This is a genomic window from Alteraurantiacibacter buctensis (assembly GCF_009827655.1).
In the GTDB taxonomy this organism is placed as follows: Bacteria; Pseudomonadota; Alphaproteobacteria; order Sphingomonadales; family Sphingomonadaceae; genus Alteraurantiacibacter; species Alteraurantiacibacter buctensis.
Genome location: NZ_WTYV01000002.1, coordinates 15,309 through 42,259, shown reverse-complemented (window position 1 = coordinate 42,259; position 26,951 = coordinate 15,309). Strand labels below are relative to the sequence as shown.

The window sequence follows — 26,951 nt, the reverse complement described above, 5'->3', positions numbered from 1 at the left end:
GGAGGGGAAGGGGCACATGGGCAAGAGTGGCAGCTGGGCGCTGATCGCGGCGCTGGCGGGATTCCTGTTCGGTTTCGATACCGCGGTGATTTCCGGTGCCGAGCAGGCGCTTCAGGCCGAATGGGCCATGAGCGACCTGGTTCATGGCCTCGCCATTTCCGCCGCCCTGTGGGGCACGGTGATCGGGGCGCTCGCCGCCGGCTGGCCGCTTGATGCGCTGGGCCGCAAGCGCTGTCTGATCTGGATCGGCGTGGCCTATGCCGTCTCCGCCGTGGGCTCCGCGCTGGCCTGGGATCCGGCCAGCTTCATGGCCTTCCGCTTCCTGGGCGGGCTGGGCGTGGGCGCCAGTTCGGTGGCGGCACCGGCCTACATCGCCGAGATCGCCCCACGCGAATGGCGCGGGCGGCTGGTGGCGCTGTTCCAGGCGATGATCGTGCTGGGCATCCTGATTGCCTATCTTTCCAACTATGCGCTTGATGGCGCGGGCGAACATGCGTGGCGCTGGATGCTGGGTGCCGAAACGCTGCCTGCCCTTGCCTACCTTGTGGCGGCGCTGTTCATTCCGGAAAGCCCACGCTGGCTGCTGATCAAGCTACGGGCCGAAGAGCGGGCCCGCACCGTGCTGGCGGCGATCAACCCGGCCACGGTTGATGAAACGGTGGCCGCGATCCGCCAGGAAGCCGCACACGATGCGGGCGCGGTAACGTGGAGGCAGTTCTTCGGCGCGGCCTATCGCCGACCGCTGCTGCTGGCCTTCACCATTGCCATGTTCAACCAGCTATCGGGCATCAATGCGATCATCTACTTCGCCCCGCGCATCTTCGAGCTGTCTGGCGCGGGCCAGTCGGTCGCCCTGCTGGCCACGGTGGGCATCGGCGCGATCAACCTGCTGTTCACGCTGGTGGGCATGGCGCTGATCGACCGGGCGGGCCGCAAGTTCCTCATGTATGTCGGCTCGGTGGGCTACATCGTCTCGCTGGGGATGACCGCCTACGGCTTCGGCAGCGGCAACTTCGGCCTGGTGCTGCCATTCATCCTGGCCTTCATCGCCGCGCACGCAATCGGCCAGGGGGCGGTGATCTGGGTATTCATCAGCGAGATCTTCCCCAGCGCTGCGCGTGCCAAGGGTCAGAGCCTGGGCGCGGGCACGCACTGGGTCTTCGCTGCCGCGCTGACCCTGGTGATGCCGGGCCTGCTCGCCACGGTGCCACCGGTGACGATCTTCCTGGGCTTCGCGGCAATCATGGTGCTGCAACTGGTGTGGGTGCACCTGGCCATGCCCGAAACCCGCGGCCGCAGCCTGGAAGATATCGCCGGCGGGCTCTAGGGGGACGGGCGGCGGCGGGGCCGCCAGCCCGTCCACTTAGGTAGCGGGTCAGGCCTCGTCCTGCGCCGGTCGGCGGGTGAAGATCCCGAAACCGGCGATGATGGCATAGCACAGGGCGGGGATGAATAGCGCCGGGCCCAGGCCGATCTGGTCGGCCAGCGCGCCGTAGATGGCCGGGATCACCGCGCCGCCGGCAATGGCCACGTTGATGATGCCCGATCCGTCCGCTGCCTTGCTGCCCAGCTTCTCGCAGGCCAGCGAGAAGATCGTCGGGAACATGATCGAGTTCATCAGGCCCACGGCCAGCAGCGAATAGCCCGCCACCTCGCCGGTGGTGTTGGCAGACAGCGCGATCAGGGCAATCGCCCCCGCAGCCACGGTGGCCAGCAGCAGGCCGGGGCTGACAAGGCGCAGCAAGCCCGAGCCGATGAACCGGCCCACCAGCGCCCCGCCCCAGTAGAGCGAGATCAGCTTGCCCGCGTCCTGTTCGGCCAGGTCCAGCACGCTGTCCTGCATCAGGTAGTTGACGATGAAGCTGCCGATGGCGACCTCTGCCCCCACGTAAAGGAAGATGCACGCCGCGCCATAGCCGAAGCGCGGGCGGGCCAGCAGCTTCAGGCCATCCACCAGGCTGGAGGCTTCGTGCTGTTCGCCCTTCAGGCGGTTGCGGAACAACCAGACCACGGCCGCCACCACGCCCAGCGCCACGGCCAGGCCCAGGTAGCCGTTGACGATCGCCTGGCTTTCCGCCTGGCGATAGGCGGTCAGCTCAGCCCCGGAAAGTTGATCTGCCGTGACGGTGGCCAGCGAACCCAGGATCAGGATCGCGCCGAAGTAGGGGAAGATCGTGGTCCCCAGCGAGTTGAACGCCTGGGCAAAGGTCAACCGGCTGTGGGTGGTGGATGGCTTGCCCAGCAGGCTGATCAGCGGGTTGGCCACGATCTGCACCAGCACCACGCCGGTGGCGAGGATGAAGTAGGCGAACAGGAACACGCCGAAGACCGCGCTCTGGCTGGCGGGGATGAATAGCAGGCAGCCGACCAGCATCGTCACCAGCCCGGTCACCGCGCCGCGCATGTAGCCGATGCGCTTTACCAGTTGCGCGCCGGGAATGCCGACCACGGCATAGGCGATGAAGAAGCAGAACTGCACCAGGCTGGCCTCGAAGAAGCTGAGGGTGAACAGCTCCTTCAGCTTGGGAATGATCACATCGTTCAGCGAGGTGATCCCGCCGAAGATGAAGAACAGCCCGAACACGAAATAGTTCAGCCCCGGCGCATCCACCGGCGGGCGATCATCGGTGGTGGCGGGAACCCCCTCCGCAGTGGTTGGCGCAAGTGCCATCGGCAATATCCTCCCCATGCGGGCCGGCGGTGCCGGCCCCAGTCAGTGTTTCTTATCGTTGGTCAGAAGGCACAAGGCGTATCCGCCGGCACCTGTTCGCGCCGCACGCGCGAGATGCGGAAAGTTACGTCGGCCTGTGTGGTAAAGGCAAGGCGCGATCCCAGGCCGGGGGCGCAGGCATCGGTTATCAGCATTTCGCGCCAGCCCTTGCCCTCGGCATGGGCGAAGTGGCTGGTCAGGTCCAGCGTGGTAGCCGCTGCGCCCTCGCCCACCTGCAAGCTGACGGGGGCGGTGGGGCGGGTGACCACCTCGTACGAAATGCGCCAGGCCCCGCCGCTATCCTGCGCCTGCCGCAGGCCGAAGCGCGAGCCGCCACGCATCACAATCTGGCGCGCATCCTCCTGCGCATCGCGGTCATAGCCGCGTGCGGTAACGCCCGCCGCGCTCATGTCGCCGCGCATCTGCGGCAGCAGTTCACCATCACCTGATGCCGCCAGCGGGGCGGCGAAGGCGGTGACGCCCTGCCCCAGCCGGCCCGAGCCGAACACCAGGGCAGCATTGCTGTTGCTGGCAAGAGCCGAGCACTCTTCGCTGAGGCGCGCAAGCGGCGCGGTCCCGGACAGCGAATGGCCATGCCCCAGCGGGAAAAGAGCGCCGTCCGGCCCGTTCACCGGCCGGCCTTCGCAAGCGGCGGGCCACGAGAACGACAAGCGGCCCGTGGCTGGCACTGCTCCGGTCAGCACGTCGGCCACGCCTGCGCCTTCGCTGCCGGGCAGCCAGGAGGCGACGAAGGCGTTGGCGGCGTTGAGCTCGCGATTGACCCACATCGGGCGGCCGGAGAGGAACACGGCCACGGTCGGGATGCCCTGCTCGCGGAAACGCCGCAGCAGGGTCAAACCCTCCTCGTCGCGCAGCACCAGGTCCTGCTGGTCACCCGCGAACTCGGCATAGGGTCGCTCGCCAAATACCACCACGGCCACGTCCGGCCGGGAGGTGAAGGTGCCATCGGCCGAGAGCGTGGCCGAACCGCCGCCCGCCGCCACGGCATCGCGCAAGCCCTCCCAGATCGAGGTGGCGTTGGGGAAGCGGCTGCGGGGCAGCTGGTCGGCCCGGCCGCCCTGCCATTCCAGCGTCCAGCCGCCCGCCGCCTGGCCCACGTCATCGGCCGCGGTGCCAGCCACCAGCACGCGCGCGCCGGCACGCAGCGGCAGCACGCCATCATTGGCCAGCACCACCTGCGACTTGGCCACCGCCTCGCGCGCCAGGGCGCGGTGTTGGGGCGAGGCCAGCAGGTCGAACCGACCCGCGACCCCACGCTCGGAAGGGCGCGGCGCCGCCGGACCCAGCAGGCCCGCGCGGTACTTCACCCGCAGCACGCGGCCCACCGCTTCATCCACCCGCGCCATGGGAATCGTGCCGTCGCGCACCTGGGCCAGCAGGTTGTCCATCAGCGCCTTCCAGTCATCGGGCACCATGTAGATGTCTAGGCCGGCCAGCAGGGCCTGGGGGCAATTGGCAATCTCGCACCCGGCGATCTGGCCGTGGGCGTTCCAGTCCCCCACCACCAGTCCGTCAAACCCCATGCGTTCGCGCAGCACGCCGGTCAGCAGCTCGCGGTTGCCATGCATCTTCACGCCGTTGATCGAATTGAAGCTGGCCATGATCGTTTCGACCCCGGCCGCAATCGCTGCCGGATAGGGCACGGCGTGGAGCGAGATGAGTTCTTCGATATCGCCGTTCACGTCACCCTGGTCCACGCCCTGTTCGGTGCCGCCGTCGGCGAAGAAGTGCTTGGCCGTGGCGATGACCCGACCATCGCCGAGGAAATCGGCGCTGCCGGGTGTGCCCTGCAAGCCCTCCACCAGCGCGGCACCAAGGCGGGCGACCAACTGCGGGTCTTCCGAATAACTTTCGTAGGTCCGGCCCCAGCGGTCATCCTGCGCCACGGCTACGGTGGGGGAGAAGTTCCAGTCGATGCCCGTCACCTCGATCTCGGCAGCAGTCGCCGCACCGATCCGGCGCACCAGGTCCGCATCGCCGGTGGCGCCCAGCGCGATGTTGTGCGGAAACAGCGTGGCGCCGACGATGTTGGAATGACCGTGGACAGCATCGGTGCCCCACATGGTGGCGACCACCGGCTCGCCGCCAGGCAGCGGACGGACCGAGGCGTCGTACATCGCATCGGCCAGCGCCAGCCAGTCCGCCGCCGGGGCGAATTCGTTGCCGTTGGGGCCGCCGTTGCCGCCGTTGAGGTAGCTGCCGAAGCGGTATCGCTCCATGTCTTCAACGGTGAAGGAATTGATTTGGGGCTGAATCAACTGGGCGATCTTGCGCTCCAGGCTCATGCGCGAAAGCAGATCTGCCACCACCTGGTCCTCGCCTGCCGGGGCCAACGCAGAAACCGGCGCAGCAACCGGTGCCGAAGCCGTCGAAGGAGCGGCCGGCACGGTGGCGCAACCCGCCAGCGCCAGTGCCGCCAGCGATACGCCCGCACCTGTCCGCAGCCAACTGATTGCATGTACCTGCATGGTCATCCTCGGAAAATTGGGAACGTTCTCAATTTAGGGTTTTACACGGCTTGTCCGTGGTCGCAAGCGCCTATTTGGGGTTGCGGAAAACCAGCAGGAGCAGGCTGGCCAGACCGGCCAGGAGGGCCAGCACCAGGAACAAGCCGGCAAAGCCGAACACCGGCACCATCGCCAGTGTCAGGCCCGGCATGATCAGGCTGGGCACGGTGTTGGTCAGGTTGAACAGACCCAGGTCGCGCCCGCGGCTCTGCGGCCGGGGCAGCACGCGCAGGGTCTGGGCGGAATGCAGCGCCAGGAAGACCGCCGCCGCCAGCCCGAACACGGCATAGCCGGCCATGGCCTGCTCCAGCGATGTCGCCTGCGACATGCCAAGCAAGGCCGCGCAGCAGATCACGGCGGCCAGACCCAGCGGCAGGATAGCCTGCCCGGTGCGGTCGGCCCAGCGGCCCACCAGCAGGGTGACTGGAACCGAAGAGAGCAGCACCACACCGAAGACCTGTGCGGCAACGCTGTCCGGCGTTTCCGGCGCGATCGAGCGCAGCCACATGTAGAGGTAGGCAAACAGCGCCGATTCCGCCACCTGCACCAGCAGCCGCGCCAGCCACATCCGGGCGACGATACGGTGCGGCCCGGCCAGCGGCCCTGCCTCACCCTCTGGCGGGTTCACCATCAGGTGCGGAAAGGGCCGGGGCCGTCCCAGCAGCAGCACCGGAAGGACAGCAGCCACAACCAGGAATGCCACCATGCCCAGGCGCTCGTCCGGCGCGGCCACTCCCGGGAAGGTGACCAGCGTGCCCGACAGCGCGCCCAGCGCCGGGGCAAAGGCCAGCAGCCCGCCCAGTACGCCCTTCTGGTGATCGGGTACCAGGTCCCCTGCCCAGGCAGAAAGCGGGCCCAGCATCATGTTGAGGAACACCTGCCACACCACCAGCGTGACCAATAACAGCGGCAGGTTGCCAACCACCCGGTCTACCACCAGCAACAAGGCGGTGCTTCCGGCCAGGCCTGCCACGATCCACGGCCGCCGCGTGCCGGTGCGGTCGGACAGCCAGCCGAAGGCAATGTTGCCCAGGCTGGCGGCCACGGCTCCGGCAAAGGCGACATAGGCCAACCATGTCACCCCCTGCGGGCCGGCAGCCGCTTCCACCATCACCGGCAGCAGGATGGTAAGCAGCGGGACATAGGCGATGGCCCCGCCCGCCACGGCCAGGGCATAAAGGAGCAGAAAGCGGGGCGATTGCCGCTGGAGGGCGGTCAGGCCGTCAGCCATCAGCCGGCGCGGAAGCAGGTGCGGCCACCGAATCGCGCTCGATCAGGCGGCCTTCCACCACCACCGGCATGTCCGGCAGATCTTCACCCCGGTTGGCCTTGATCAAAAGCTCCACCGCCTGGCTGACCGTTTCGGCCACCGGCTGGTCGACCGCCGTCAGCGAAGGCTGGACGAAGCGCACCACCGGAGAATTATCAAAGCTGATCAGCGACAGGTCATCCGGCACGCCCAGCCCCATTTCGCGCGCCACGGCGTTTGTGGCCAACGCCATCTGGTCATTGCTGGCGATGATCGCGGTGGGCCGGTCAGGCTGGGCCAGCAGACGGCGCGCGGCAGCCTCGCCACTGGGATAGGTGAAGTCACCCCGTTCGCACAGGTCTGTGGCCAGACCCGCTTCCTCCATCGTGGCCAGCCAGCCGGCCTTGCGCCGGTCGCTGACGGCATATTCGCGCGGGCCGGCGATGAAGCCGATGCGCTTGTGCCCCTTGCCGATCAGGTGCCGCGTGGCCAGCGCCGCCATGCGCGTATCGCCCATCGTCAGCGAGATACCGCCAGCCGTGTTGCGCGAACCGATCCTGGCGAAGGGAATGCCCTCGCGCTCCAGCAAGCCGGTGATCATCGGATTGTCCGAGTGCGGCGGGGTCAGGATCACGCCATCGGGCTGCAGCGCGGCGATGGCCGCGTTCAGCTCGCGCTCGATGGTGTCGTCGCGCGTATCGATCAGCTCGAAGATCAGCCGATAGCCGTATTCGGCGCACTTCAGCATCCCGCCCATTAGCATCTGGTCCACCCAGTCGCTGCCTTCGCGCGCGGTCCACGCCTCGATTGTGCGGGCGCGGTCGTTCAGCGCCAGGATAAGGTAGCTCTTGGAGCCACTCATCCGCTGGGCAGCGATCGAGGGGACATAACCCAGCTTGTCGATCGAGGCCTGCACCCTGCGCTTCATTTCAGGGCGCACGTTGGGTTCGTTGTTGATCACGCGGCTGACCGTCTGCAGCGAGACGCCGGAATCGGCCGCCACGTGCTTGATCGTCACCGATTGGCGCCTGCGTGCCACGTCAATTCCCCCCGGTGCAGTCCTGTCCGGCCCCGCCCTGCGTAGTGCCGCCGGGACCACATTGCCAGACCCGCACCCAGTCAATTTCCATGCGCTTGGGGAAACCTTCTGCGGAAACTCCGCCCAGCGCTGTGGATTCCGGCCAGTTGCCGCCGATTGCCAGGTTCAGAATCAGGTGGAACGGTCGGTCGAACGGGGCCTGCGGCGCACTGCTGGCGGCGGTCCACCAGTCACCGGTAACCAGGCTGCCGAAGGGCACGCCATCGATGGTCCAGGTGAACTTCCCCGGCTGCCAGATCACCCCATAGGTGTGGAACTGCCCGTCCAGCGCGGCCGGGAACTGCGTTTCGCGGTTGCGATAGACATTGCCCGGCGGACGGTCGCCAAAATGCAGCGTGCCCAGGAAGGAATTCTCCCCGCCCGGCTCGCAGGTGGGGCATTCCACGCCCAGGTTGACTACCTCCATGATGTCGATCTCGCCGGACAGCGGCCAGCCGCCATAGTGCGATTCCTCCGGCATCATCCAGAAGGCAGGCCAGGTGCCCTGCCCCTGCGGCAGGCGTGCGCGCATCTCGAACTTGCCAAAGAGCCAGCATGCCTTGCCCTGGGTGGTCAGCTTGCCGGAAGTGTATTCACGCGTGGCCTGCGCGTCGGGATCCGCCTGCGTCGCAGCCCAGGCGGCAGGCCAGGCGCTGCCGGTATAGCTTTCCCGCCGCGCGGTGATCACCAGCGCGCCGTTTTCGATGCTCACGTTGCTGGCCCGCGCAGTGTAGCACTGGCGCTCGTTGTTGCCGCCGCCCCAGCAGTCGGCAATCAGGTTCCAGCGCGCCGGGTCCACTGCCGCCCCGTCGAACTCGTCGGCCCAGACCAGCGACCAGCCCGTGGCGGCGGGCGTGGCGGAAGGGGTGGGCATGGGCGTGGGCGCAGGTGTCGGCGCGGGCGCGGGAGCCACGACCACTGGCGGCGGTGTGCCCTCACTGCCCCCGCAGGATGCCAGCAGGGCCGCACAGCCCAGCAGGCCGGACCGGGTGATTGCGCGCAGTCGCCTCATCGTCGTTCCCCTCTCGATCATGGGCCCTTGTTGGCGGGCCTGCATAACAGTTGGGCCCCGGCGTGGGAGTCCGCCGGGGCCCGTCTGCCACCACCTTGTCCGGTAGGAGCTTGGTTCTCAGTAGGAGAACCGGACAAGGAACGTATAGCGGCGGTCGTTGCGGAACGCCGAACGGGTGGCTCTTGTGCCGTTGTAGTCGATCACCTGCGAGGTGCGGGTGACCTCGTCCAGCAGGTTCACACCCTGCAGGCCGATTTTGATGTTGTCGGTCAGGTCATAGAAGATCGACGCGTCGAGCTGGCCCGTGCTTTCGCCATAGATCGGCGAGAACGGGAAGATCACGTCACGCGGGGTCTGCAGGAAGTCCGACCGCCAGTTGTAGGCGGCACGGGCAGAAAAGCCCGCCATCTCGTAGAACAGCACGGCGTTGACCGTGTGCTTGGAGATGCCCGCCAGCGGCAGCCCGCCGGTGAACGGGCTCTGTTCCGAACCCAGCTTGTCGTTGGCGAAGGAGCCACCGTCGACATAGGTGTAGGTCAGCTGGGTGCCCAGGCCCGCCAGCGGCCCCGGCAGGAAGTCATAGACCTGCTGGTAGGCCACTTCGAAGCCCTTCAGCCAGCCGCTGTCGGAATTGACCGGGCCGTTCACCAGCACATCGGTGGTCACACCGCTGGGGCTGGTGAAGCTGCGGACATTGGCCCCGAAGTTGACCAGGTTGGTGATTTCCTTGGCGAACAGCGACGCCGTGATCGAACCGACCGCATTGAAATAGTATTCGTATGACAGGTCATAGTTCCACGAGGCCACCGGGCGCAGCAGGCGGTTGCCGGTGTTGATCGCAAACAGCGGGCCGGTATCCAGCGTGCCTGCCTGGCGCAGGTTGGTGGTGTTGTCGAAGATGGCGCCACCGGTCTGGAAGGCGTTGAGATCGGGCCGCGAAATGCCGCGCGATGCCGCTGCGCGCACCAGCATACCGTTGCCGAAGTCCAGCCGCGCATTGATGCTGGGCAGCCAGTGACGGAACGAGATGTCGGCGCTGTCGTCCACCGTCTCGCCGGTAAACACAGCGGCAAACTGCGCGAGGCGGGCGGTCGACAGGCTGCAATAGCCCGGCGCGACCTGGCCCGGCTGCACGTTGGCGCACGCCGCCTGCAGCTCGGCCACTTCGACCGTGCCGTTGTTGTTGCCAGCCGCGCCCTGGTCGAAGAATTCGCCGGTGGGATAGCCGATCTGGCCGGCCGCGCCCACGGTGGTTTCCACGAAGCGCAGGCCCACGTTGCCGGTCAGCGTCACGTCTTCGCCAAGGCGCGTCTCGTAATCGGCGCGGGCGTAGAAGGCCAGCGTCTGCTCGTCGACATCGGAGATCTCGCCCGGGGTCCACGGGCCGCCCGGCACCACGTTGCCGCGCGCCGAGATCGGGAACCAGGCGTTGGGCGTCAGGGTGTAGGCAGTGATCGCCGCAGCCTGCTGGGTGATCGCGCCGCTCAGGTAGTCCTGCACCAGGTTGTCGCCGCCGAAGAAGAAGGCCGACCCGTCACCGAACGGCAGCGGCGCATTGCCGCGCTGGAAGCCGTCGCCGAACGGATTGTAGACGTTGGCCGAATTGGGGAAGTCCTTCACATAGGCACCGCCGCAGCCAAAGGCCTGGTAATCGCCGCAATTCCAGTTGCCGCCACGGCCGGTCCAGGGAGCGCCCAGGTTACCCCAGTTGGAGAAGTTGGCCGAGCGGGTCACGCGGTTGCGGTCGCTCCAGCGGGCGCCGAAACGCACCGAACGCAGCAGACCGTCGTCAGACACGTCGTATTCGGCATCGCCGCGCAGGGTGTAGAGATCGCCCTCGTTATTCACCTGGTTGTCGATCAGGAACCAGTAGAAGGTCTTGGCGGGATCGTTGAAATAGCCGGCAGGCGAACCGGTGGTCCCCGGCTGCAGGAATTCCACCAGCGGGGTGCCGCCGGTGTTGTCGATGCGGATGTCGGTGTAGGTCTGCATCGCCGAGATGAAGCCGTCCTCGGTCCGGCCCGAGTTGATGTACTGGCCCTCGAAGTTCAGGCGCAGGCGGTCAGTCACCTCGAAGTCGATGTCGATCGAGGCGTCCTCGGTCATCGCCGTGTCTTCGCGCTGGAAGCGCAGCAGCTCGGTGGGAATGCCGTTGCCGGCCTGGGTGAGCGTGCCCGAGCCGAACTGGTTGCCGATAAACACCGGTGTGGTACCCGGCGCAATGATCGGGAACAGGGCATCGTCGTTGACCAGCGCCAGCACGGCGAATTCGTTCAGCGTCGCCTCGGTCTCGGCGCGCAGGTATTCGCCGGTGATCAGCAGGCGGCGGTCGTTGCTTTCGAACTGCGCGACGGCGGAATAGGCCTGCCGGTCACGCGTCAGGTCGGTGGTGCGCACGCCCGCACCCTTGGGCACGAACACCGAGTTGGCCGGCGGGAAGTTGGTCTCGTCGAACTGGACGTCGCCGCCGAAGCCGCCCGAACCCACCGGGCGCACGCGGATGCAGGGGCCGGTCAGCGACTGGTCGCGATAGCACGGGTCGGTGATCTGCGAGGCATCGGTGCGGGTTACCAGTTCCTGCTGGGTATAGCCAAGCTGCAGGCCGAAGCTGCCGATGCCGCTTTCGAACGTGCCCGAACCCAGGATCGAGAAGCCGGGCGACCATTCGTTGGCCAGGTCACCCACGTTGACTTCCGCCGTGCCGGCAATGTGCAGGCCCGGGTTGTCCAGCGGCTTGCGGGTGATCAGGTTGACCGTGCCCGAGATGCCGCCATCGATCATGTCGGCAGTGGTGTTCTTGAACACCTCCACCCGCCCCAGCAGTTCGGGCGACACGTCGTTGAAGCTGAGTTCCCGCCCGCCGTTGGCCGAGAAGATGTCCCGCCCGTTCAGTTCGGAACGCACGAAGTTGAGGCCGCGGATGATGACACCCGAACCTTCGACCGAGAAACGGTCAGGGTCGTTGCGCTGCTCGAAGCGACTGATGTTGACGCCGGGCACGCGCTGCAGGGCCTCGGCCACCGAGCGGTCGGGCAGGGCGCCGATGTCCTCGGCGGTGATAACGTCGACGAAGGTGTCGGCGTCTTCCTTGATGTTCTGGGCGTTCTCCAGCGCCGCGCGATAGCCGCTGACGACGATAACATCCTCGTCGGCCACTTCGTCCTCGGGGGCAGGCGCGTCCTGCGCGAAAACGGCGGACGAGGCCGCCACGCCCAGCGCCAGGCTGGACACGGTGATAAGCGAGCGCACCCGATTCGCGGGCCTGAAAGTCGACAAGCGCATGTGGATTCTCCCCTCCGATGCGGGACTTATGCGCGTCCCGGCACCTGTACTAAGCTCTGATCCCAACCACGGGATGCGAGGCTCATCTAGCATAATTGTGATCGTTCACAATCGGCAAAATGAACGTTCACAATTCTTCTCGCCTAGTGTAGCATTTTTGCCAACAGGGACTTTTTGCCGTGGATCGGGCGCTTGTCGCCCGCTGCCCAGCGGCTAGGTTGCCCGCAGGGAGAGAACAGGTGCGCCAGAGTAACGCAAAAGAGCAAATCGACCATATCGTCATCGTCGGGGGCGGCACGGCCGGGTGGATGGCGGCGGCCGCCCTCTCGCGCCTGCGCAAGGGGCGCCAGCTCGCCATCACCCTGGTCGAGAGCGAGGCGATCGGTACCGTGGGCGTGGGCGAGGCGACCATTCCCCCCTTCGTGGATTTCCAGCGCCTGCTGGAAATCGACGAGGCCGAGATGCTTGCCGCCGTGCAGGGATCGTTCAAGCTGGGCATCCAGTTCGTCAACTGGGGCAAGATCGGCGACAGCTACATCCACCCGTTCGGCAATTATGGCTACGAGATCGGCGGCCTGTCGTTCCACCACGTGTGGCACCATTTCCAGACGCTGGGCGACAAGCGCCCGATCCAGGTGTTCAATGCCGAGACCATGGCCGCATTTTTCGGCAGGTTCGCCAAGACCGATGCGCTGAAGCGCGATGACCTGCCGCCGATCAACTATGCCTATCACCTCAATGCCACCGCCTATGCCGCCTACTTGCGCAAATATGCCGAGGCGCGCGGCGTGGTGCGGGTGGAAGGCAAGGTGGCGGATGTGGCGCTGGACGGGGAAAGCGGCTTCGTCCGCTCCATCACGATGGTGGGCGGCAAGGTCATCGGGGGCCAGTTCTTCGTCGATTGCTCGGGCTTTCGTGGCCTGCTGATCGAACAGGCGCTGCACACCGGATACGAGGACTGGAGCAAGTGGCTGCCGTGCAACCGCGCCGTGGCCCTGCCCTGCAAGCGTGACGACGGCAGCCCGCCCCCGCCCTTCACCCGCGCCACGGCGCACAAGGCCGGCTGGCAGTGGCAGGTGCCGCTGCAGCACCGCAACGGCAACGGCCACGTCTATTGCGATGCCTTCATGGACGCGGACGAGGCGACCGATATCCTGCTGGCCAATATCGCCGGCAAGCCCACGGCTGACCCCAACCACCTGCGGTTCGTGGCCGGGCGGCGCAACAAGTTCTGGAACCGCAACGTGGTGGCCATCGGCCTGGCGGGCGGCTTCATGGAGCCGCTGGAATCCACCTCGATCCACCTGATCAACACGGCGATCACCAAGCTTATCTCGCTGATCTCGCTCGACGGGGTGACCCAGGCGCAGGAGGATGCCTTCAACCGCCTGACCACGCGCGAATACACCCGCATCCGCGACTTCCTGATCCTGCACTACAACACCACCACGCGCGATGATTCCGAATTCTGGAACTATTGCCGCACCATGAGCGTGCCCGATAGCCTGACCGAGAAGGTGGAACTGTTCCGCAGCAACGGGCAGATCTTCCGCGAGGAAGACGAACTGTTCACCGAGACGAGCTGGGCGGCCGTGATGATGGGCCAGGGCATCACCATGCAGGGCCACAATGCCATGGCCGAAACACTGGACCCGGCGGAGACGAAGCGCGAGCTGGACGAGATCGAGAAATCGGTCCGCTTCCTGGTCCAGGCCATGCCCAACCACGCCGATTACCTGGCGCGATATTGCCCAGCGCCCATGGGCTGAGGGCGCGCGCCATCCTGCCGCACCAGAACCGGTAATCACCCCCGGCGCCACCCCGAACGGCCTGTCCGGTTAGACCCTCGCGTCTCTGTTGACTCTATATGTCTATATATGCATATAGGCATTATGAATCACGACGCCGATCTGTTCCACGCCCTTTCCGATCCGGTGCGCCTGCGGATCCTCTATCTCGTGCGCGAGATGGAGCTGTCGGTGGGCGAGCTTGCCCAGACCCTGGCACAGGGCCAGCCCAAGGTCTCGCGGCAGGTCAAGCTGCTGATCGATTGCGGCCTGCTGGACCGGCGCAAGGAGGGCAACTGGGTGTTCCTGCGCCTCGGCAACCGGGCACTGGTGGAACCCCTGTTCGCGCTACTCGACCGCTGGGCCCAAGTCCATGGCCGCAACCCGTGGCTGGCGGCGGATGCGGCGCGGCTGACCGCGATCAACGCCGAACGCAGCGCCGAGGCCGCCGCCTATTTTGCCACCCATGCGGCACAGTGGGACCGGCTGCGCGGCTTGCACGTGGCAACCCAGGCGGTTGACCGGGCAATCCTGCACGCCCTGGGCGATCATCCGCTGGGCCAGGTGGTCGATATCGGCACCGGCACTGGCACGATGATCGAGCTGCTGGCCCCGCGCGCAAACCACGTGATCGGCATCGACCGCTCGCCCGAGATGCTGCGCTTCGGCCGCGCCAAATTACTGGAGCAGGGCATCACCAATGCCGACCTGCGCCAGGGCGACATGACCGCGCTGGACCTGCCCGCCGGCTCTGCCGATACCGTGGTGCTGCACCAGGTGCTGCACTACGCCCACCGTCCCGCCACGGTGATCGCCGAGGCCGCGCGCATCCTGAAACCTGCCGGCAAGCTGCTGGTGGTCGACGTTGCCCCCCACCACCGCGAGGAATTGCGCCGCGAACACGCCCACACCCGGCTGGGCTTTGCCGACGAGGAGGTGCTCGCCTGCATTGCCGCCGCCGGGCTGGAGGGCCGAGTGGAGGAGCAACTCGCCGGCGGCGAACTGACCGTCACCCTGTGGTCGGCCCGGCCCCTGCCCGCCCGTCTGCGGGCCGTATGACCTTCCCGACAACCCAGGATACCCCCATGCCCTGCCCTGCCCCAGCCTTCGCCATCCGCACCCAGGCTTTCGACGAGGACTACCGCCCCGCCGAAAGCACCCGGATCACCACCAATTTCGCCAACCTTGCCCGCGGCGAGCGGCGGCAGGAAAACCTGCGCAACACGCTGCGGATGATCGACAACCGGTTCAATTCGCTGGCCCACTGGGACAACCCCCGGGGTGACCGCTATGGCGTGGAGCTGACAATCGTCTCCGTGGAAATGACAATTGCCGGTGAGCAGGGGCAAGACCCCTTCCCCCTGATCGAGATGCTGGAAACCCGCATTCTGGACCACACCACAGGTGAGCGGATCGATGGCGTGGTGGGAAACAACTTCTCGTCCTACATCCGCGACTACGATTTCAGCGTGCGCCTTCAGGAGCACCGCAAGACCCACCCCGGCAGCGAGGCACCCGCCGATTTCGGGGACCTGCACGGCAACCTGTTCAAGCTGTTCCTGGCCTCGCCCGCCTATCGCGAGCGGTTCGCCAAGGCGCCGGTCATCTGCCTCAGCGTGTCCAGCAACCAGACCTATTATCGGACCGGCAACGAGCACCCGCTGCTGGGCATCGAATACCGCAACGATGCGTTTTCGGCGACCGACCAGTACTTCGCCAAGATGGGCCTGAAGGTGCGCTATTTCATGCCACGCAACAGCGCCGCGCCGCTGGCCTTCTATCACATGGGTGACCTGTTGCGGGATTATTCCAACCTGGAGATCGCCAGCACGATCAGCGCGATGGAAACCTTCCAGAAGATCTACCGGCCGGAAATCTACAACGCCAACTCGGTGGCGGCGGAGTACTTCCGGCCCAGCCTGACGTGCCAGGACTATTCGCTGACACGCGTGGTCTATGACCGCGAGGAGCGCAGCCGGCTGGCAGTCAGCCAGGGCCGCCTGGCCGAGGAGCGGCTGATAAAGCCCTACCAGGCCGTGCTGGCTCAATGGTCCGCCAGCCCCGCGCACTGATCCCCGAAAGCCCCTTGCCCATGACGCGATTGTTGCCCACCTCCACCGCAGGCAGCCTGCCGAAACCCGGCTGGCTGGCCCAGCCCGAAACCCTCTGGTCGCCCTGGAAGCTTGCGGGGGAGGAACTGGACGAAGGCCGCCGCGATGCCCTGCGCCTGGCGCTGGCTGACCAGCGGCACGCCGGGATCGACATTGTCAGCGACGGTGAGCAGACCCGCCAGCACTTCGTGACCACCTTCATCGAACACCTGGCCGGGGTCGATTTCATCCGCCGCGAAACCGTGCGCATCCGCGACCGCTACGACGCGAGCGTGCCAACCGTGGTCGGCCCGGTCAGCCGCCCGCGACCGGTTTTCGTGGACGACGCGCGCTTCCTGCGCCGGCAGACCGGGCAGCCGATCAAGTGGGCGCTGCCCGGCCCGATGACCATGGTCGATACCCTGCACGATGCCCACTATTGCAGCCGCGAGAAGCTGGCCTGGGAATTTGCCTGCATCCTGAACCAGGAGGCGCACGAACTCGCCGCCGCCGGGGTCGATATCGTGCAGTTCGACGAGCCCGCCTTCAACGTCTTCTTCGACGAGGTGAACGACTGGGGCGTTACTGCGCTGGAACGGGCGGCCCAGGGGCTGCCCTGCCGCACCGCAGTCCACATCTGCTATGGCTACGGCATTGCCGCCAATACCGAATGGAAGCAGTCGCTCGGCTCAGAATGGCGCCAGTACGAGGAGGCTTTCCCGAAGCTGCAGGGCTCCAGCATCGATATCGTCTCGCTGGAGTGCCACAACTCGCGCGTGCCGATGGACCTGATCGAGCTGATCCGCGGCAAGACGGTGATGGTCGGCGCGATCGACGTGGCCAGCCACGTGGTGGAAACGGCCGAGGAGGTCGCCGATACGCTGCGCCGGGCGCTGCGCTTCGTCGATGCGGACAGGCTCTACCCCTCCACCAACTGCGGCATGGCCCCGCTGCCCCGCCACGTGGCACAGGGCAAGCTGGCGGCGCTGGCTGCCGGCGCGGCGATCGTGCGGCAGGAACTGGCGGGCTGACGGGGGCAGGCAAACCCTGCCGGGCCTTGCCGCCGCCGAAGGTCGTGACAATTATCGTCCTGCTGTGCATTACCGGCCGAGATTGGCGTTCTGCCATGATCCCCCCAGCAGCAAGGAAGACAGATGAAGATCCTGCATATCGACAGCGCCACCACCGGTGCGGATTCGGTCACCCGCGAAGTGTCCGCCGCCATTGTCGAGCACCTGACGGCGAAGCACCCTGGAGCTGAAGTCATCCGGCTCGACCTGGTGGCAAACCCCATCCCGCACCTGGACGAAATCTCCACCGGCGCGCTGCGTCGCCCGTCTGCTGCCAAGACCCCGGAAATGGAGGCCGCCACCGAAAGCGAACTGGCCAGCCTGCGCCAGTTCCTGGCTGCCGACGTGGCCGTGATCGGGGCCCCGATGTACAACTTCTCGATCCCGTCCGGGCTCAAGGCCTGGATTGACCGGCTGGGCGTGCCGGGCATGTCGTTCAGCTATTCGGAAGCGGGGCCCAAGGGGCTGGCCGGCAATACGCGGGTGATCATCGCCTCCTCGCAAGGGGGCATGTATTCGGACGGCGATGCCTCCGAGCACCAGGAAAGCCTGCTCAAGGCTTTCCTCGGCTTCATCGGGGTGACCGACATTACCATCATCCGGGCAGACAAGATCGGCTTCGGCCCCGAAGCCCGCGCCGCCTCGATCGCAGCGGCGAAGGAGCAGGTCGCGAAGCTCTGACCGATCTCAGCCCAGGACCTCGGCTACCGGCACGTAGTCATAGCCCAGGTCCCGGGCCACGGCTTCATAGGTCACCTTGCCCTCGTGCACGTTGAGGCCTGCGGCAAGGTGCGGGTTGGCGGCCAGGGCCGCGCGCCAGCCAAGCTTGGCGATACGCAGTGCGTGCGGCAGGGTGACGTTGTTGAGGGCATAGGTGCTGGTGCGTGCCACGGCACCGGGCATGTTGGCCACGCAATAGTGGACCACGCCATCAACCACGTAGGTCGGATCGGCATGGGTGGTGGCACGGCTCGTCTCGAAGCAGCCGCCCTGATCGATCGCCACGTCCACCAGCACCGCGCCCTGGCGCATGGTGCCCAGCATCTCGCGCGTCACCAGCTTGGGCGCAGCCGCGCCTGGCACCAGCACCGCGCCGATCACCAGGTCGGCCTCCGCCACCTCGCTCGCCAGCGCCGCGCGGCCTGAAAAGAGCGTGCGGGCGCGGCCTACGAAGTGGCTGTCCAGCCGCTCCAGCACATTGGGATCGCGGTCGAGGATGGTCACGTCCGCCCCCAGGCCCACAGCCATCTGCGCGGCGTTGAAGCCCACCACGCCGCCGCCGATTACCACCACCTTGGCCGGCAGCACGCCGGGCACGCCGCCCAGCAGCACGCCGCGCCCGCCGTGGGCCTTCTCCAGCGCTGTCGCCCCGGCCTGGATCGCCATCCGTCCGGCCACCTGGCTCATCGGCTTCAGCAGCGGCAGGGTGTTGCCCTCGCCCGTCACCGTCTCATAGGCGATGGCGGTAACGCCGGATTTCACCAGGTCGGCCGTCTGTTCGGGGTCCGGGGCCAGGTGCAGGTAGGTGTAGAGGATCTGGCCTTGGCGCAGTTGCGCCCGCTCCACGGGCTGCGGTTCCTTCACCTTCACCACCATTTCGCACTGGGCGAAGATCTCGGCAGCAGTGGCGATGATCGTGCCGCCGGCGGCGACATATGCCGCATCGTCGGCCCCGATACCCAGGCCCGCACCGGTTTCCACCCACACCTCCTGCCCGGCAGCGGCCAGTTCGCGGACGCTCTCGGGCGTCAGGCCGACGCGGTATTCGTGGTTCTTGATTTCCTTGACCGTACCGACACGCATTGGCTCAGTCCCCTGCAAGTTATGCAGGGGATGCTAACGCAAGGGCGAAGGAATTGGTTGCCACTTTGGCCGTGTATTTCTGAAAAAATGGGATACCATCCCGTTCAACCGGATGGAATCGGGAAAAGATTATGGATCGCAGCGACGCAATCCTGCTTGCCGCCCTGCAGAAAGATTCCTCGCTGTCGATCGCCGATCTGGCAGCCCTGGCCAACGTCTCCAGCTCCGCCTGCCACCGGCGCATCAAGTCGCTGGAGGCGGCGGGCTTCATTCGCGGCTACAGCGCCACGCTGGACCCGCAGAAGCTGGGCCTGAAGCTCAACGCCTTCGTCGAGATCACCCTCACCAGCCAGAGCAGCGAGGCGATGGCCGCGTTCGAACGGGCGGTGCTCGACTATTCCGACATCCTCGAATGCCACCTGATGTCGGGCAGCGCCGACTACATCCTGCGCGTGTGCGCGCGCGATCTGGAGCATTTCGACAGCATCCACCGCGATTGCCTGTCGCGCCTGCCCGGGGTCAGCGCGATGCGTTCCAGCTTTGCCATCCGCACCATCAAGCGCTGGCGCGGCTTCCCGGTTGGATAGGCAGGGCGTTAGAGCAGGGTCCGCTCCACGGCCTTGCGCCAGCCACCGATCATGGTCGTCCGCAAGGCGGGGTCCATCTTGCTTTCGAACCGGCGGTTAAGGCTCCATACCTGCTCCAGCTGGTCCAGCCCCGTCCACAGACCCGTGCCCAGTCCGGCCAGGAAGGCGGCCCCCAGCGCGGTTGTCTCTACGGTAGAGGGGCGTTCAACGGGCGCAGCGAGGATATCGGCCAGGAACTGGCACAGCCAGTCGTTGGCGGCCATGCCGCCGTCCACCCGCAGAGCACCCTGGCCCGGCGCGGAATCCGCCCGCATCGCGTCGACCAGGTCCTTGGTCTGGAAGGCGACCGATTCCAGCGCCGCGCGCGCCAGGTGGGCATCGGTGGCATCCAGCGTCAGCCCGCAGATCAGCCCGCGCACGTCCGGGTTCCAGTAGGGCGCGCCAAGGCCCACGAAGGCGGGGACCATGTAGACCCCGTGGCTGTCCGGGACCCGTGTGGCCATGTCGTGCGTCTCGGAGGCGCGGGTGATGATCTTCAGCCCGTCGCGCAGCCACTTCACCGCTGCCCCGGCCACGAAGATCGAGCCTTCCAGCGCATAGGTGGTGACGCCGGCAAGCCGATAGGCGGGCGTGGTCAGCAGGCGGTTGGATGAGAGGACCGGCGTAGTGCCGATGTTCATCAGGGCGAAGCAGCCCGTGCCATAGGTGGACTTGGCCATGCCCGGGCGGAAGCACCCCTGGCCAAACAGTGCGGCCTGCTGGTCCCCCGCCATGCCGGCGATGGGGATGGCGTGGCCCAGGATGTCGGGATCGCACTCACCGAACAGGCAGGCATTGTCGCGCACTTCGGGCAGGATCGCTGGCGGCACCCTGAACAGCCGCAGCAGCTCCTCGTCCCATTGCTGCGCCATGATGTCGAACAGCAGCGTCCGGCCGGCGTTGGTGGGGTCGGTGGCGTGCACCCTGCCGCGCGTCAGGCGCGATAGCAGGAAGGTGTCGATCGTTCCGCAGGCCAGTTCGCCCCGCTCTGCCGCCGCCCGCGCGCCGGGCACATTGTCAAGGATCCACGCCAGCTTGGTAGCTGAGAAATAGGGGTCGATCAGCAGGCCGGTCTTCTGTGTAACCATTGCTTCGGCCCCGTCGGCCTTCAACTGCCCGCACAGTTCGGAAGTACGTCGGTCCTGCCACACGATGGCGCGATGGATTGGCCGGCCGGTCGCACGGTCCCACACCACCACCGTCTCGCGCTGGTTGGTAATGCCGATGCCGGCGATGGCGGATGCATCGATGCCCGCCGTGGCAACCACCTCGCGCATGGTGGCCACGGTATCGCTCCAGATATCCTCCGGGTCATGCTCCACCCAGCCCAGTTCCGGATAGTGCTGGGCGAATTCGCGCTGCGCCACGGCCAGCGGCCGGGCTGCGCTATCGAACAGGATGCAACGGGTGGACGTGGTCCCCTGGTCGATCGCCAGGATATGGGTTGGCTGCGGCATGGCTGTTTATCTCTCCGGCAATTGGATCGGCCCTGGCTGTTGCCAGTGACGGCGGTTGGCTCAGGCCCGGCTCTGTTCCTCGGCCAGTTCCTGCTCGTACATCGCCCGTTCGCGCTCGGGCAGGAAGGGATAAATCAGGTACTGGTAGAGTGCCGCCCCCACCACGCCTCCGCACAGCGGGCCGGCAATGGGCACCCACCAGTAGTTCATGGGCGCCGGGAATGCAGCCTCGCCCCAGCCGGCAAAATAGGCGAAGATGCGCGGCCCAAGGTCGCGCGCGGGATTGAGCGGCCAGGCTTCCAGATGGCCCGCCGCGCCGCCGATCATGGCCACCAGCAGACCGATCATCAGCGCGCCCGAATTGGCCTGCGGGGCCATGGTGTTGTATTTCTCGGTGATGGCGAAAATGCCCAGCAGCAGGATGGCGGTGAGGATAATCTCGTTCACGAAGGCGCGCAGGGGCGTCATGTGTTCGCCCGGATGGGTGAAGAATACGCCCGCGGCACCCCCGTCGGCGCGGCTTACCCCCTCGGCCAGGGTGTAGGTATCGATCACCGGGCCGAACATCTGCAGGACCAACGCCGCCCCGGCGATGCCGCCCAGCACCTGGGCCACCCAATAGGGCACGATCTTGCGCGCCGGAAAGCCCCGGAACAGCGCCAGGGCCAGCGTCACGGCAGGATTGGCATGGGTGCCCGATACCGCGCCGGTGACGCAAATCGCGAGCGTAACGGCGAGGCCCCACACGATGCAGACGCCGAAATAGGACGTGGCATAGGGGCTGGGATCGTAAAGCACATACATCGCCGCTGCGGAGTTGCCGACCGTGATGATGATCAGCACGGCAATGAATTCCGCGATCAGCTCTCCCAGATCTCTCTTCTTCTGCGTCATGTGATTCCCCCTACCCCAGGGTCATCATTCTACGATGGCCCTCGCTGGCTTGCCAGCACGATGGCAAGACTGCGCTGTGGCTCCTTGCCGGATCAGGGGGAAGAGACGCCGGGGACTTGGGCCTTCCGGCTGGGCGAGAGTGGCAGTCACTGCCCCTCTCGCCCACCTTTCCGGATCAGAACCGGGCGCGCAGGCCGATCGTCACTCCGTTGCCGGAACCGCCGCCGAACTCGCCGCTGTAGGCGGCGCTCACGCTGACGTTGGGGACCAGGTCGGTCTCAAGGCCGGCACCAGCCGTAACTACCGTATCTTTGCGCGGTGCGCCCGGCACGGTGAAGGTTGCCGCCGAGCCCAGCAACGAGCCGGTGGCGAATACCAGGTCACCTTCCAGCTGGTGCCGCACGCCGACCGAAGCCCAGGGCCGGATCGCCCTGTCGGCTGCACCGGCCAGGGCCAGCGAACCATCGACAAAGGTGGCGGCATGGCGTTCACCCGCCACGTTCAGGCCATAGGCGGCACTGCCCGCTTCGGTGGCTGCGGCGCGGCGCACCGAGATGTGCGTGACACCCGCCGCCGGGGTTACCGACAGGCCAGCCAGGTCAAGGGCGTAACCGGCGTGGGCATCCAGCACCAGGGTGCGCAGGGTATAGTCATCACCCGCGCTGCCGCCCGCCGGCACGCTGCGCTGCGTTTCCGCCTTGCCCCAGTGGTAGCCGGCCAGCGCATCGAGCGTGAAACCAGCCCCGCCCAGATGGCTGGCGATGCCCGCCAGCATGCCGTCCACATTGGTTTGCGCATCCAGTGCGGCGATCCGCTGGCGTCCGTCGAGATAGCCGACGAAAGCCCCCGCCGATGCCGTGCTGCTGCCAAAGCCGATGCCACCGATCAAGCCGGTTTCGTGGTTGCGGGCGCGCGACGTGCCCAGCGTGCCATCAGCCGCCAGAGTGCGCCAGGCGCCGAAGCCGGTGCCGAACCCGAACAGCGTGGGCTCGTCCGCGGCAACCTCGACCAAGCCCTTACGCGAAGCCTTCGCAACGCTCAGCCCCGTCTCCACGCCAAGCTGGGTGGCCGAGGCGTAGGGCTCCGGCGTCAACAACGAGAAGGCCGCCACGCTGGCAAAGCCCGAGTTGTCGAGCAGTTGCGGGATCGCGGCATTGAGCGCGGTCGAGGCCGTCCCGCCCAGCAGCAGGCTGTTGACGTAATTGACCGCCGCCGTCGGCTGCGGACCCTGCGCAGACTGGAACACGAAAGTGCCGAGCAGTTGCAGCCGGTCCGTCGCCGCGCCGTCCACATAGCGCAGGAAGCCCTGCACCAGCGACTTGTCCCAGGTGCCGATGGTGAACTGGCCGCTGATCTGGTCGGCCACGATCAGGTCGTAAGGCGTGCCCGGGGTCAGCGGCCGGTTGCCGGTGAGGTTCAGCGTCGCGCCGCTGGCGATGGTCAGCGTGCCATCGATCAGCAACTGGTCGCTCTGGCCCGGGGCGGGCACGAACTCGAACACGGTGGTGGAACCGGCCGCCAGCGAGACGTCGCCATTGACGGTCATCACCGCCGGCGATGCGCCGGGCGACAGGGTGCCACCCGATGCCACCGTGATATTGCCGTTGACCGTGCCCGCGCTGCCGAACGTGCCGCCCGCAGCCACCGCCACGTTGCCGGTGATGGTCGATCCCGCCGCACCGATCAGGCGGTTGGCCCCCACGTTGATCTGGGTGAAGGCCACGTTGCCGCTCACCACGCCGATGCCGCTGCCACCGATGCCCAGCGTCTCGAAACCGGTGAACCGCGCCAGGTCCAGCGCCTGCTGTTGCGCCCCGCCCCGCAGGGTCAGGTTCACGGCATCGGTGCCCGCACCGCCATCGGTGGTGCCGCCGATAGCCCAGGAGCCCTGCAGCACCAGCGTATCGTTGCCATCGCCCAGGTCCAGGTCGCCCCCGATGGTGCCGGTGTTGGTGACGGTATCGTTGCCGGCCCCGGCAAACACGCCGCCTTCCACCACGTCGGAGTTGGTGAAGGTGTCGTCGCCGCCGGTCGGCTCCAGTGCCTGCGTGACGCGCATCAGCGTGCGCTGGTAGGCGAGCGCGGCCTGCTGCTGGTCAGGGTCAGGTGCGGGAATACCGTCGAGGTAAACCGAGCCGCCGACCGAGCCGTTGTTGGTCACGCTATCGTCCTCGAAGCCGCTGGCTACTTCGCCGCCCACCTCGCCGGTGTTGGTGAATTGGTTCTCGCCACCGCCCAGGTTCACGTCGCCGCCCACGGTGCCGCCATTGGTCACGGCATCGTCCCCGTCTTCGCTGGTGATGTCGCCGCCCACGCTGCCGCTGTTGTTCAGCGCGTTATCCCCGCCGCCGAGGTTGACCGAGCCCCCGACTTCACCTTCGTTGGCAACGTCGTCCGTGCCATCGCCGCCGGATACGTCGCCCGTTACGGTGCCGGTATTTTCGAAGGTGTTGTCACCCTCGCCCAAGCCGACCGACCCGTCCACCGTGCCATCGTTGCCGATGTCGTCGCTGCCGTCGCCGGAGGTAACGTTTCCGGCTACGGTGCCGCTGTTTTCGAAGCTGTTGCTCCCGTTGCCCAGATTGACGTCGCCTTCCAGTTCGCCGTCGTTGGCAAAGTCATCGTCGTCGTCGCCAAGGTCCACATCCACCTGGCCCTGGCCAACGAGGTTGAACACCTCGAAATTCAGCAGGCGGGTATAAATCGACTGGTCGATGGTGCCGCCGCCTGTCAGGTCAAGGTTGAAGGTGTCGTTGCCGTCCTGTCCGTCAGCCGTGCCGTTGAACACGGCGGAGACGGCCTGCGTGAAGCTGTCGTCGCCGGAACCAAGATACAGGTTGCCCGTCAGCGTGCCGTAGTTGCTGACGCTGTCGTTTCCGTCGCGCAGGTAGATGTCGCCAGTGATCGACCCGTTGTTGGCAAGGGTATCATCGTTGCCGCCCAGATCGATCGAGCCGATGATTGTGCCGGTTGCGGTGTTCGTCACCGTATCGCGAGAGGCGATGTAGACGGCGGTTTCGTCATCGGAGCCGTATTCGTCCCCCTCGGTGTGGATGGCACCCGCCAGATAGCCGTCACGCGGTTCCACGTTGTTCGATACCAGGTTGGCGCCGAAGTTGCTGCCCGCGCCTCCCTGGATGGTGCCGGCATTGGTGATGTTGATCGTCTTGCCCGAGGCGAAGACTGCCACCGTCAGCGCACCGTCCACCCCGTTTGGCACGGCGGAGTAGCCGTTGGGCGTCAGCACGTTGGGCGTGCCGCCGGCCCGGATCACGCCGCCAGCCTGGTTATCGATGGTGATCACCGCTTCGGCCGGGATGTCGCTGGCATCTACCGCCAGCGCCGCCATCGGGTTGACCAGCACCTGGCCTTCCTCAAGGAAGGTGGCGAACTGGCGGGTCACAATGGTCGCCCCGCCGGTGGCGCTGATCGTGCCGCTGTTGGTGACATTCACCGTGGCGCTGACACCGGAAACGTCGACTATGTTGTCGCGGTCGTCATCAGAATCGAGTTCGATCACCACGCCGGTCTGCGCCCTGGCGGTGGTGGCGATGGTGCCGCTGTTGACGAAGCTGACCGTCTGGTCACCGACGGTGGCGTTCTCCACCGCCAGGGCGATGCCGCCACCGTTGAAAATCAGGTCGGGGAAGGTGTCCTGGTCAACCGGCGCGCCCGCGCCGTTCAGGTTGCCGCTGTTCTGCACGGTGACCGTGGTGGTGCCAAGGTTTAGTTCGACATTGCCGTTGATCGTGCCGCTGTTATCAAAGTCGAAGCTGGTGTTGTCGATCGTTTCCGCATCGAGAAACTGGTCCACCCGGATCGCATCGCCCGCGTAGCCGATGCCGATCGTGCCGCGGTTGTCGATGCTGGCGGCAAGCGTGGAGGCATCGAGCACCAGGCCATTGCGGATCTCGCCGGTGGCGGTGTTGACCACGGTGGCAGAGGCACCGTCATAGTGGCTCTCGTCGCCCACATGGATGCCAAGCTGGCCCGCGTTGATGTAGACCCCGGGGATATAGCCCGCAGTGCTGGAAACATGGCCGGCGATCAGGCCGCTATTGGTGAAGGTCAGATCATCGGCAGCAAAGCGCGCGTCCACGCCGCCTGTGATCTGGCCGCTGTTGGTGATGGAAACATCCGCCGTCTGCGTGGTGAACACCGCTGAACGCAGGCGCACGCCGGCGTCAACGCCGCCATCGAACTCGCGCACCACGGAAAGGCCCGCCGGGCGCGCCCCGTCGTCGCTCATGGCGATCGTGCCCGAGTTGACGAACGTGAAGGCGGCATCGGTCTTGCCCGCGATCACCATGCCGTTGGTGGTCGAGGTCATGCTGATGGTGCCGTTGTTGATGAAGCTGGCCGTGCCCAGGTTGTTGATATCGCCGTTGACCGTGCCGTTGTTGGTAAAGCTGTTCAGGCCCGGGCCGTAAAATACCGCCAGGAAGCTGCCCGGCTGGCCCAGCGGAATTTGCGGCCGGCGGATCACGTTCACCGTGGTGCCATAATAGCCGATCGCCTCGTTCGAGGGGCCGCGCGAGATCGTGCCTTCATTGACCACGTTGCCGTCGCCCATCAGGCTGATGGTGCCGCTCTGCCCAGTCAGCGTCAGCGTGGTATCGGTGCCCAGCGCCTCGTAACCGGCGATCTCGAAGGTGGCAGGAAGTGCCTGAGCCAGGGCCAGGCTCTGCGACGTGGTGTAGCTGCGGGTGTAGATATCCAGCCCCTGGCCCGCGCTGATCGTGCCGGTTACGCCGTCGTCCGCCCCGCGCTGGATGAAATTGGCGCGGGTGAACCCGTTGCTGGCCAGCGTCACGTCGCCGTTCACCACGCTGCCAGTGTTGCTGATGAAGGTGATGAAGCCGAAGGTGAACACGTTTGGCTGCGGGGGGTCCGCCACCACGACGTTGCCGTTGATGGTGCCCTTGTTGTCGACATAGCTGGACAGGCGATAGGCGCCGGAAATGGCCGTGCCGTTGGTGGCGGTGATGGTGCCATTGTTCAGCACCACCAGGGTGGAGGAGCCGCCTTGAGAAACGGCGGGGCCGCCGGTGATGGTGCCGTTGTTGGTCAAGATGAAGACGGGGTTGTTGGCGGCGTCAACCGCGCCGCTGCTGCCTTCGACCGTCACCAGACAGACGTTGCCCTGGACCACCCCCGGACAGGCGGATTGGGCCTGGGCATTCTGGGCAAGCGCCAGCGCGGCCAGACTAGCGCCCAGCGTCAGAGATGCGCGCAGGCGGGCAGCAGACGAAACGGCAACGGTCATATAGAGATCCCCCAAGTGCAAGTGGCCGTAAATGCGCACAGCGGGAGAAACTTAAGGATAGCCTTTTGTAGGGTGTTGTAAAAATTCACCCTTGTTTGT

17 protein-coding genes are annotated in these 26,951 nt (G+C 66.4%); 7 read left to right on the top strand and 10 right to left on the bottom strand.

The annotated features are described in order from the left end of the window. Window positions 1-16 precede the first annotated feature (16 nt). Window positions 17-1,327, top strand: coding sequence for a sugar porter family MFS transporter (locus GRI99_RS04795; RefSeq protein WP_160770919.1), 1,311 nt, complete (start codon window positions 17-19; stop codon window positions 1,325-1,327). A 48-nt stretch (window positions 1,328-1,375) separates the two neighbouring features. Here GRI99_RS04795 and GRI99_RS04790 read toward each other — a convergent pair whose 3' ends face one another. The 6 genes from GRI99_RS04790 to GRI99_RS04765 all read right to left on the bottom strand — a co-directional run bounded on the left by GRI99_RS04790 (window position 1,376) and on the right by GRI99_RS04765 (window position 11,859). Continuing rightward, a complete protein-coding gene (locus GRI99_RS04790; protein WP_160770918.1) occupies window positions 1,376-2,671 on the bottom strand; it encodes a sugar MFS transporter in 1,296 nt (431 codons plus the stop codon). 62 nt (window positions 2,672-2,733) lie between these two features. Continuing rightward, complete coding sequence (locus GRI99_RS18840; protein WP_160770917.1) at window positions 2,734-5,199, bottom strand: glycoside hydrolase family 3 protein; 2,466 nt, start codon at window positions 5,197-5,199, stop codon at window positions 2,734-2,736. Window positions 5,200-5,269: 70 nt separating this feature from the next. Then, window positions 5,270-6,469: an MFS transporter gene (locus tag GRI99_RS04780; protein WP_160770916.1), complete on the bottom strand. Its 1,200-nt coding sequence runs from the start codon at window positions 6,467-6,469 to the stop codon at window positions 5,270-5,272. Next, window positions 6,462-7,526, bottom strand: coding sequence for a substrate-binding domain-containing protein (locus GRI99_RS04775; protein WP_160770915.1), 1,065 nt, complete (start codon window positions 7,524-7,526; stop codon window positions 6,462-6,464). The genes GRI99_RS04780 and GRI99_RS04775 overlap by 8 nt, the downstream gene beginning before the upstream one ends. Window position 7,527: 1 nt before the next feature. Further along, on the bottom strand, window positions 7,528-8,577 hold the full coding sequence (locus tag GRI99_RS04770) for a glycoside hydrolase family 16 protein (RefSeq protein WP_237438152.1): 1,050 nt from the start codon (window positions 8,575-8,577) through the stop codon (window positions 7,528-7,530). Between the two features lie 117 nt (window positions 8,578-8,694). Then, window positions 8,695-11,859 carry a TonB-dependent receptor gene (locus GRI99_RS04765; protein WP_160770914.1) on the bottom strand — a complete coding sequence of 1,055 codons (3,165 nt, stop codon included), beginning with the start codon at window positions 11,857-11,859 and terminating at the stop codon, window positions 8,695-8,697. A 239-nt stretch (window positions 11,860-12,098) separates the two neighbouring features. On the opposite strand from GRI99_RS04765, the gene GRI99_RS04760 reads away from it, so the two are divergent. The 5 genes from GRI99_RS04760 to GRI99_RS04740 all read left to right on the top strand — a co-directional run bounded on the left by GRI99_RS04760 (window position 12,099) and on the right by GRI99_RS04740 (window position 17,487). Beyond that, on the top strand, window positions 12,099-13,628 hold the full coding sequence (locus GRI99_RS04760; RefSeq protein ID WP_337192868.1) for a tryptophan halogenase family protein: 1,530 nt from the start codon (window positions 12,099-12,101) through the stop codon (window positions 13,626-13,628). A gap of 123 nt (window positions 13,629-13,751) precedes the next feature. Beyond that, the gene (locus GRI99_RS04755; RefSeq protein ID WP_160770913.1) at window positions 13,752-14,705 is read left to right on the top strand and encodes an ArsR/SmtB family transcription factor; all 954 of its coding nucleotides are present in this window, start codon (window positions 13,752-13,754) and stop codon (window positions 14,703-14,705) included. Between the two features lie 26 nt (window positions 14,706-14,731). Continuing rightward, window positions 14,732-15,718 carry a DUF1852 domain-containing protein gene (locus tag GRI99_RS04750; protein WP_160770912.1) on the top strand — a complete coding sequence of 329 codons (987 nt, stop codon included), beginning with the start codon at window positions 14,732-14,734 and terminating at the stop codon, window positions 15,716-15,718. A gap of 20 nt (window positions 15,719-15,738) precedes the next feature. Continuing rightward, the gene (locus tag GRI99_RS04745; RefSeq protein WP_160770911.1) at window positions 15,739-16,767 is read left to right on the top strand and encodes a methionine synthase; all 1,029 of its coding nucleotides are present in this window, start codon (window positions 15,739-15,741) and stop codon (window positions 16,765-16,767) included. Window positions 16,768-16,890: 123 nt separating this feature from the next. Continuing rightward, a complete protein-coding gene (locus GRI99_RS04740; protein ID WP_160770910.1) occupies window positions 16,891-17,487 on the top strand; it encodes an FMN-dependent NADH-azoreductase in 597 nt (198 codons plus the stop codon). A gap of 6 nt (window positions 17,488-17,493) precedes the next feature. Here GRI99_RS04740 and ald read toward each other — a convergent pair whose 3' ends face one another. Further along, the gene (gene ald / locus GRI99_RS04735) at window positions 17,494-18,609 is read right to left on the bottom strand and encodes an alanine dehydrogenase (protein WP_160770909.1); all 1,116 of its coding nucleotides are present in this window, start codon (window positions 18,607-18,609) and stop codon (window positions 17,494-17,496) included. A gap of 131 nt (window positions 18,610-18,740) precedes the next feature. Here ald and GRI99_RS04730 point away from each other — a divergent pair, with 131 nt between their 5' ends. After that, window positions 18,741-19,196, top strand: a complete 456-nt coding sequence (locus tag GRI99_RS04730; RefSeq protein WP_160770908.1) for an Lrp/AsnC family transcriptional regulator — start codon at window positions 18,741-18,743, stop codon at window positions 19,194-19,196. An 8-nt stretch (window positions 19,197-19,204) separates the two neighbouring features. Here the strand turns inward: GRI99_RS04730 and glpK are convergent, their stop codons facing one another. The 3 genes from glpK to GRI99_RS04715 all read right to left on the bottom strand — a co-directional run bounded on the left by glpK (window position 19,205) and on the right by GRI99_RS04715 (window position 26,852). After that, complete coding sequence (glpK, locus tag GRI99_RS04725) at window positions 19,205-20,692, bottom strand: glycerol kinase GlpK (protein WP_160770907.1); 1,488 nt, start codon at window positions 20,690-20,692, stop codon at window positions 19,205-19,207. Window positions 20,693-20,752: 60 nt separating this feature from the next. Then, the gene (locus GRI99_RS04720) at window positions 20,753-21,586 is read right to left on the bottom strand and encodes an MIP/aquaporin family protein (RefSeq protein WP_160770906.1); all 834 of its coding nucleotides are present in this window, start codon (window positions 21,584-21,586) and stop codon (window positions 20,753-20,755) included. Window positions 21,587-21,761: 175 nt separating this feature from the next. Continuing rightward, window positions 21,762-26,852, bottom strand: coding sequence for an autotransporter domain-containing protein (locus GRI99_RS04715; RefSeq protein ID WP_160770905.1), 5,091 nt, complete (start codon window positions 26,850-26,852; stop codon window positions 21,762-21,764). Between the last annotated feature and the right edge of the window lie 99 nt (window positions 26,853-26,951).

Excerpts from the sequence above, each read along its gene's own strand:
- GRI99_RS18840 (WP_160770917.1), bottom strand. The coding sequence starts at position 5,199 with ATGCAGGTACATGCAATCAGTTGGCTGCGGACAGGTGCGGGCGTATCG.
- GRI99_RS04715 (WP_160770905.1), bottom strand. The coding sequence starts at position 26,852 with ATGACCGTTGCCGTTTCGTCTGCTGCCCGCCTGCGCGCATCTCTGACG.
- GRI99_RS04770 (WP_237438152.1), bottom strand. The coding sequence starts at position 8,577 with ATGAGGCGACTGCGCGCAATCACCCGGTCCGGCCTGCTGGGCTGTGCG.
- ald (WP_160770909.1), bottom strand. The coding sequence starts at position 18,609 with ATGCGTGTCGGTACGGTCAAGGAAATCAAGAACCACGAATACCGCGTC.
- GRI99_RS04765 (WP_160770914.1), bottom strand. The coding sequence starts at position 11,859 with ATGCGCTTGTCGACTTTCAGGCCCGCGAATCGGGTGCGCTCGCTTATC.
- GRI99_RS04730 (WP_160770908.1), top strand. The coding sequence starts at position 18,741 with ATGGATCGCAGCGACGCAATCCTGCTTGCCGCCCTGCAGAAAGATTCC.
- glpK (WP_160770907.1), bottom strand. The coding sequence starts at position 20,692 with ATGCCGCAGCCAACCCATATCCTGGCGATCGACCAGGGGACCACGTCC.
- GRI99_RS04790 (WP_160770918.1), bottom strand. The coding sequence starts at position 2,671 with ATGGCACTTGCGCCAACCACTGCGGAGGGGGTTCCCGCCACCACCGAT.
- GRI99_RS04780 (WP_160770916.1), bottom strand. The coding sequence starts at position 6,469 with ATGGCTGACGGCCTGACCGCCCTCCAGCGGCAATCGCCCCGCTTTCTG.
- GRI99_RS04750 (WP_160770912.1), top strand. The coding sequence starts at position 14,732 with ATGCCCTGCCCTGCCCCAGCCTTCGCCATCCGCACCCAGGCTTTCGAC.
- GRI99_RS04720 (WP_160770906.1), bottom strand. The coding sequence starts at position 21,586 with ATGACGCAGAAGAAGAGAGATCTGGGAGAGCTGATCGCGGAATTCATT.
- GRI99_RS04740 (WP_160770910.1), top strand. The coding sequence starts at position 16,891 with ATGAAGATCCTGCATATCGACAGCGCCACCACCGGTGCGGATTCGGTC.
- GRI99_RS04795 (WP_160770919.1), top strand. The coding sequence starts at position 17 with ATGGGCAAGAGTGGCAGCTGGGCGCTGATCGCGGCGCTGGCGGGATTC.
- GRI99_RS04745 (WP_160770911.1), top strand. The coding sequence starts at position 15,739 with ATGACGCGATTGTTGCCCACCTCCACCGCAGGCAGCCTGCCGAAACCC.
- GRI99_RS04755 (WP_160770913.1), top strand. The coding sequence starts at position 13,752 with ATGAATCACGACGCCGATCTGTTCCACGCCCTTTCCGATCCGGTGCGC.